Source organism: Candidatus Hakubella thermalkaliphila (assembly GCF_013281975.1).
Classification (GTDB): domain Bacteria; phylum Actinomycetota; class Humimicrobiia; order Hakubellales; family Hakubellaceae; genus Hakubella; species Hakubella thermalkaliphila.
In genome coordinates this window covers 1-6,660 of sequence record NZ_BLRZ01000102.1, presented here as the reverse complement: position 1 = coordinate 6,660, position 6,660 = coordinate 1, and the positions used below count along the sequence as shown (strand labels likewise).

Annotated in this window: 5 protein-coding genes, 1 pseudogene and 1 riboswitch; of the genes and pseudogenes, 2 read left to right on the top strand and 4 right to left on the bottom strand. The window is 54.1% G+C overall.

Going from position 1 to position 6,660, the window contains the following annotated elements; all coding sequences use genetic code 11:
- Window positions 1–327 (top strand): annotated as a pseudogene (locus HW443_RS08720) (hypothetical protein); the annotation flags it as partial.
- A gap of 118 nt (window positions 328–445) precedes the next feature.
- Window positions 446–2,953, top strand: a complete 2,508-nt coding sequence (locus tag HW443_RS08715) for a PBP1A family penicillin-binding protein (protein WP_176238073.1) — start codon at window positions 446–448, stop codon at window positions 2,951–2,953.
- A 100-nt stretch (window positions 2,954–3,053) separates the two neighbouring features.
- Here the strand turns inward: HW443_RS08715 and HW443_RS08710 are convergent, their stop codons facing one another.
- The 4 genes from HW443_RS08710 to HW443_RS08695 form a co-directional block, all read right to left on the bottom strand.
- Entirely contained in the window at window positions 3,054–4,151 is a 1,098-nt protein-coding gene (locus HW443_RS08710) for an ABC transporter ATP-binding protein (protein WP_176235626.1), read from the bottom strand.
- The gene (locus tag HW443_RS08705) at window positions 4,121–4,849 is read right to left on the bottom strand and encodes an ABC transporter permease (protein ID WP_176235625.1); all 729 of its coding nucleotides are present in this window, start codon (window positions 4,847–4,849) and stop codon (window positions 4,121–4,123) included. The genes HW443_RS08710 and HW443_RS08705 overlap by 31 nt, the downstream gene beginning before the upstream one ends.
- A gap of 238 nt (window positions 4,850–5,087) precedes the next feature.
- Window positions 5,088–5,933 (bottom strand): substrate-binding domain-containing protein, encoded by an 846-nt coding sequence (locus HW443_RS08700; RefSeq protein ID WP_176235624.1) that lies wholly within the window; start codon window positions 5,931–5,933, stop codon window positions 5,088–5,090.
- Window positions 5,934–6,094: 161 nt separating this feature from the next.
- Window positions 6,095–6,325 (bottom strand): hypothetical protein, encoded by a 231-nt coding sequence (locus HW443_RS08695; protein ID WP_176235623.1) that lies wholly within the window; start codon window positions 6,323–6,325, stop codon window positions 6,095–6,097.
- A riboswitch (molybdenum cofactor riboswitch) is annotated at window positions 6,296–6,413 on the bottom strand. (Overlaps the previous gene by 30 nt.)
- Window positions 6,414–6,660: the final 247 nt, after the last annotated feature.

Sequence of the window (6,660 nt, the reverse complement as noted above, 5' to 3'; positions counted from 1 at the left end):
GGGCAAAAGGAATGGGGCTCTCCCCGCTGTCCTCAGACTCTGGAGGCCTTCCTGGTGTACCACGCTGACACTCTTGATGCCGACATAGGTAGCTTTAACCTCCTTATAGATGAGAGCCCCAATTCAGATTGGTCCAGATATGCCAGGAATTTCGAAAGAAGAGTTTATCTCAAATTTGTCTCTGATCAACCATATAAAGAGGGAGATACGGAAGTCGGCTCTGAACCAGACGTGGAAAGCCACAGGGTAAATGACCATTGGTCGGAGGAGAAAGACCGTCTCTTTGTTCTGGATAACAACAGTAGTGATAATTCCTCCCAATACTGACCTCCCTTGAAAATAACACAATTTTCATGCGATGTGGTGCGCCGCGGTGCATGGGCGATTCTTTTGAATATACACGGTTGGTTCAGAGAACTTGCATAAGACATGAGGTAGGACGAGTATGAGTTACTACCACAGACGAAGAATCCGCAGGCGAAGAAGGGATATGGTGCCCCTGGCGGCAGCGCTGAGTTCGGTCGTCCTCTCGGTGACCATAGTAACTCTGCTAGGCATGGGCCTCCAGGCAGGTCTGGCGGACGACTACCTTTCCTCTCTACCCCGGTTAGAGGAGATCGAGCCCCGGGAGACGGGCCTCACCTCCAGGCTCTACGCCGCCGACGGAAGCCTCATCGCCGTCTTTCACGGCGAGGAGAACCGGAAACTGGTCTCCCTGGAGAAGATTCCCCCTCACCTCATCCAGGCTGTCATCGCCATCGAGGACGAGCGCTTCTACAAGCACAGCGGATTCGACCTGGAGGCTATACTGAGAGCCCTCATCGTCAACCTGCGCACCGGCCAGATCGTGCAAGGGGGGAGCACTATCACCCAACAGTACATTAAAAACGTCTACATCGACCGGGAGAAGACTCTGGAACGGAAGGTACGGGAGGTGTTTTTGGCCTACCAGTTGGAGAAGGAGTACTCCAAAGAGGAGATCCTGGAGCTCTACCTCAACACTGTGTACTTCGGAGCTGGAGCCTACGGAATCCAGACCGCCGCCGAGACCTATTTCAACAAGAACGCCGAGGAACTGAGCCTGGGTGAAAGCGCCCTTCTGGCCGGGCTCATCCGCTCTCCGGCGAAGTACGATCCCTACCTTGATGAGGACGCGGCCATCGGCAGACGCAACCTGGTTCTGCAGAAGATGGTGGAGCTGGGCTACATCACCGCAGAGGAGGGCCAGCGGGCCGTGGAGAGCCCCCTTCATCTGGAGCGCCCTACCATCAAGACCTACGATGTCGCCCCTCACTTCGTGGAACATGTGAGGCGGTGGCTCATGGAGGAGTGGGGAGCGAACGCCGTCTATAGAGGTGGCCTCAAGATCTACACCACCCTGGATCCGAAGCTCCAGGTGATGGCAGAGCAGGCCATAGCGGCGTTCCTGCCCGAGCCCGAGGACCCCTGGGCAGCAGTGGTGGCCATGGATCCGAAAACCGGCCACATTCTAGCCATGGTGGGGGGGCGGGACCGGAGCGAGCAATACAACCTGGTCACTCAGGGCCAAAGGCAGCCGGACGGTGAAGCGGCCGTTGTCTCTCCTCCATACGAATACAACCTGGTCACTCAGGGCCAAAGGCAGCCGGGCTCAGTGCCCAAGGTATTCGTCCTGGCCGCCGCCCTGGAGGCGGGCTACCACCCCCTCCTGACCTTTCCTCCCAACGGACCCCTCACCTTCGAGATGCCCGGCGAAGACTGGGAGGTGGATAACTACGGAGGCACCTCCTACAATACCCCGGAGATGACCATCGTGGAAGGTACCGCTCGCTCGGTGAATGTGGTCTACGCCCAACTGGTCATGCATCTGGGGGCAGAAAAGGTGATAGAGGTGGCCAAGAAGATGGGTGTGACTTCCCCCTGGGAGCCACACCCCTCGGTGGCCCTGGGCGCCCTGGATATTTCTCCTCTGGAGGTAGCGGTAGCCTTTTCCACCCTGGCCAACTATGGGGTGCGCAACGAGCCGACGGCCATCCTTAAGGTAGTGGACAGAGATGGTCAGGTCCTCTACGAACACAGGCCCCAGAGCGCACAGGCTATCTCTGCTATAAATGCCTACCGGGTCACGGAGGTTCTAAAAGGGGTCATCCAACACGGAACCGGAGGCCGAGCCAACATCGGCCGGCCGGCGGCGGGCAAGACCGGTACAAGTCAAGAAGAGGCGGACGCCTGGTTCGCCGGCTACACCCCTGATCTGACCACCGTGGTCTGGATAGGCTACCCTGAGGAGCGGCGCAGAATGGGAGTGATCCGGGGGACGCGGGTCCAGGGAGGGTCTTTTCCGGCTATGATCTGGCGTACCTTTATGGCTGGCGCTCTCCAGGACAAACCAGCGACGGACTTCGTTAAGCCGGAGGAGGACGTCATCCCGGTCCTGGTGGACAAAGAGAATAGCAAGCTCATCAACCGCTTCACCCCTCCTGAGGAGATGGAGCTGCGCCACTATCGCTACGGTGGGGAGCCCCAGGAGCAGAGTGAGAGGTTCATGGAAAAAAAGACCCTGCCTGATGTGGTGGGCATGCCCTGGGAACAGGCCAACCACCTCTTGCTGATGATGGAGGGCTTCCAGGACGTAGAGCTGGTGCCGGAGCCCAACCCAGCGGTTCAGGCAGGAGTGGTTCACCGTCAGGAGCCGGCGGGGGGAAGTGATATACCCACCTCCACCAAGATCAAGCTCTTCTACAACCAGGCCCAGGAGGGGCCTCCGCAGCCGGTAGTGACCCTGCCAGATGTGGTGGGCATGCCCTGGGACCAGGCTAACCACATCTTAGTGGTGGGCAACGGTCTAGTGAATGTCAAAAAGATAGCTGAGCCCAATCCGGCGGTGCTGGCAGGAGTGGTCCACCGTCAGGAGCCGGCGGGGGGCTGGCGAGTGACCCTGGACCAGGAAGTAAGGATTTACTATAACCCTTGAAATCTATGTTTAAAAAACGCTTTGGGCTTATAAGCAGTTAGTCTGGTTAATGGTGGGGATAGCAACGTTCAGGGAAACTGCCAATCCGCTGGCCCATCCCTCAACCTCTTCTTACCACATGCACCGCGGTGGCCTTGAAGCTGGCCATAATCCCCATGCCTTCTGTGAGCCCCAGCTCGGTTGCCGAAACCCTGGTGATTAGGGCCCGCAGAGAAAAACCGCAGTCCAGGTGGAGCTTAACCAGATAGCCAAGATGGGTTATCTTTTCTATCCTTCCAGGAAATACATTTCTGGCACTACTCCTTATTCTTCCATCTCCAGGAAGAGTAACAGTAACATCTTCCGGACGTAAGAAGACCAGAACTTCGTCGCCCACCTGGCAAGAAGACACGGCCTCTATCCTCTTCCCCCAGATCTCTATCTCCGCCAGTTGCTCCATCCTGGATACGACAATGCCTCTCAGAATAGTCTCCACTCCCACAAAAGAGGCCACCAATTCGTCTCTTGGTTTGTTAAAGACCTCATCGGCAGTACCTTCCTGGAGAATTTGTCCCTCATTCATAACCGCTATCCTGTCGGCCAGGACGATGGCTTCGGTCCGATCGTGGGTCACGTATATACTGGTAATTCTCAGCTCCCGTAACAGCCCCCCCAGGTCGCTCCTTAAAGACTCTCTGGTGGGGGCATCCAGAGAGGCCAGGGGTTCGTCCAGAAGAAAGATTTCTGGCTCCACAGCTAAAGCTCTGGCCAGAGAAACTCTCTGGGCTTCTCCTCCGGAAAGTCCTGTAGCCAGCCTTTTTGCCAGGTGAGATATCTCCAGTTTCTCCATTAAATCCTCAACCTTTTGTCTGATCCGGCCCTCCTTCTCTCTTCGGATCCTCAGTCCATAGGCGATGTTGTTATAAACACTGGCGCTGAACAGAAGAGGTTCCTGGAAAACCATGGACATCTTTCTCCTGGCCTGCAATATCTCGCTCCTGGTCCTGGGCTCAAAGCCAAAGAGAAACACTTTACCCCGAGAAGGTTTTTCCAGAAGATTGATTATCCTGAGAAAAGTGCTCTTACCTGACCCATTTGGACCGATTAAAACGAAAACCTCCCCTTCTTTGATGGCCAGAGCGGGCACGGAAAGGACCCTGCGCCCGTCATACTCCTGCTCCAGATCGACTACTTCCACCGGAATGGCCGACTGTCCCACGGGGCGCCTCCTTTCCGCTGCTGGATCATAGTGAGAAGATAGTTTACTCCAAAGGAGAGAGCCAGGAGAATTATGCTCAGGGCAATAGCCAGATCAAAATTACCTCTTCTGGCCTCCAGCACAGTAGCGGTAGTCAAGACCCTGGTCTGGCCCTTGATATTGCCACCCACCATCATAACTGCCCCTATCTCGGATATGACGCCTCCAAATCCGGCCATAATGGCAGCAAGAGTAGGGAGCCTGGCCTCTCGCAACAAGATCCAGAGGGCCTGCCAGCGGGTAGCGCCCAGAGAGAGAGCCTGCAGCTGGAGCCGGGGGTCCAGTTGCTGCATGGCCGCCAGAACCAGACCAGTGACTATGGGAGAGGCAATGATGATCTGAGCGATAACCATGGCTGCTGGCGTATACATGAGGTTAAATAAACCAAAAGGTCCGCTGCGCCACAGAAAAAGACTAACCCCCAGACCCACAACTACTGGAGGGAGACCCATGCCGGTGTTGACCAGAGAGACCAGAAAATTCCGACCCGGAAATCTGGTCAGAGCAAGAAACATACCCGCTGGAATACCCACCAGCAGAGAAAGAAGAACAGCTGAACCAGAGACTTTTAAGGATAAGAGGGCTATTTCGAAAACCTCAGCATCCAGGCTTAGAAGTAGATGTACGGCTTCAAGGAGCCCCTGCCAGATTAGATCCATTTAATACTCCCCCTCTCTGTTCCTCTGTCACTTTTGCCCTGCTTTTGTTGATGTGAAACTGGGGACGCCAGAAGTCACACCGGGAAGTCTATTACCGTAAATTTGCGATCAAGCCCACGCTGGTTTACTGGGCCACTGAGCCGGGCCCAGCGACAGACCTCCTGGAGAAGCTCCTCACCCCTTAAAGCAAACTCCGGTTTGTTAGTGCACTGAGTCTGGCATTGATTAGTCTTCGTTTCTATTCTAGTGCATCCGGGTAGAAAAGAGGCTCTCCATACTTATCTACCCCAAAGTTCTTGATGATATTCTGACCCTCGACAGAGGTAATAAACTCAATGAACTCCATGGCTCCCTGGAAATTCACATGGGGAAACTTTTCCGGATTAACCGCAATTACTCCATAAGGGTTAAAAAGGATCTCGTCTCCCTCAACCAGAACTTCTAGCCTGATGGTGTCTTTGAGAGAGAGATAGGTTCCCCTGTCGGACAGGATGTAGGCCCCTTTCTCATCAGCTATACGAATGGTCTCCCCCATCCCCTGGCCGCTTTCTATGTACCATTCTCCTTGTGGAGTTATCCCTGCCTCCTTCCAGATCTGCAGCTCCTTCTTGTAGGTTCCGGAATCGTCACCCCGGGAGATAAAGAGGGATTTAAGCCCGGCAATACTCTGAAAGGCCTCTCTGGCACTATCCATCCCTCTGATCCTGGCCGGATCGGATACAGGACCAACAATTACAAAGTCATTATGCATGACATCTTTACGCACTGCCCCAAAGCCCTCGGCCATGAATTTGTCCTCAGCCTCTCTTGCGTGGACCAGCAGCACATCGGCTTCTCCCCTCTCGCCCATAGCCATAGCCTCGCCAGTTCCTACAGCAACAGGTTTAACCTGGATGCCGGTTCTTTTGGTAAACTCGGCCAATAGTACATCCAACAGGCCTGAATCCATGGTGCTGGTAGTAGTGGCCAGGATGATGGTAGAAGTCCTGGTAGCGCAGCCAACCAGACTCAGTACAAACATCCCTACAAAGAAAAAACCTGTTAGAATCGAGAACAGCGATGTCAACTGTGGATATCTGTCCACAAAATCTCCTTTCACCGTATTATCAACCTATGGGAATACAATAGATCTGATTCGTCTCGATTACTGTTAAGAAGTGGGGATAACCGGCTTCTTCGAAGGTGGGCTTACTTGAGAGACATTGTTCTCGTTTGCCGGTTTCGCAGAGTACCAAAACTGAGTATTTAAACTTCAACCTCCCTTGAAAATAACCCAATTTTCATGCGACGTGGTGCGCCGCGGTGCATGGGCGATTCCTTTGAAAATAACACAATTTTCATGCGACGTGGTGCGCCGCGGTGCATGGGCGATTCCTTTTCCAAAGGGCGTTCGAGGAAAGGAGATGGAGTCACCTGAAAAAGCCAGTTCCACTTTGTGGCTACTGGCCTTCGTATTCCCAGTCTCCTTTCCGCCACGGGAGGCCTAGCCGTTTCCAGCTAAACCCTATCGGCTGTTATCCTTAGATAGCTCCTTAGGATGAATAGCTCGGAGAATCTATTAAGTTATGCCTTTCAAGTGACTATTGTATCTACACTAAAGCTACGGTGTCAAATAAATCGAGACCAGATCCAGAGCCGCATCCCAGTTGATAGGCTTCCACCCTTCTCCCACCGGAAGCAGCGGCCAGAGAACTCTTTCCTTGCTGTAAAAACGGCCCAGGAATCTATAGGTCTTAGGCCAGCTTTTGCAGATCCTCCCGACTTCCGCACTTTTAACCTAAATTGAGCCAGGCAAAACAAAAAACCCCTAC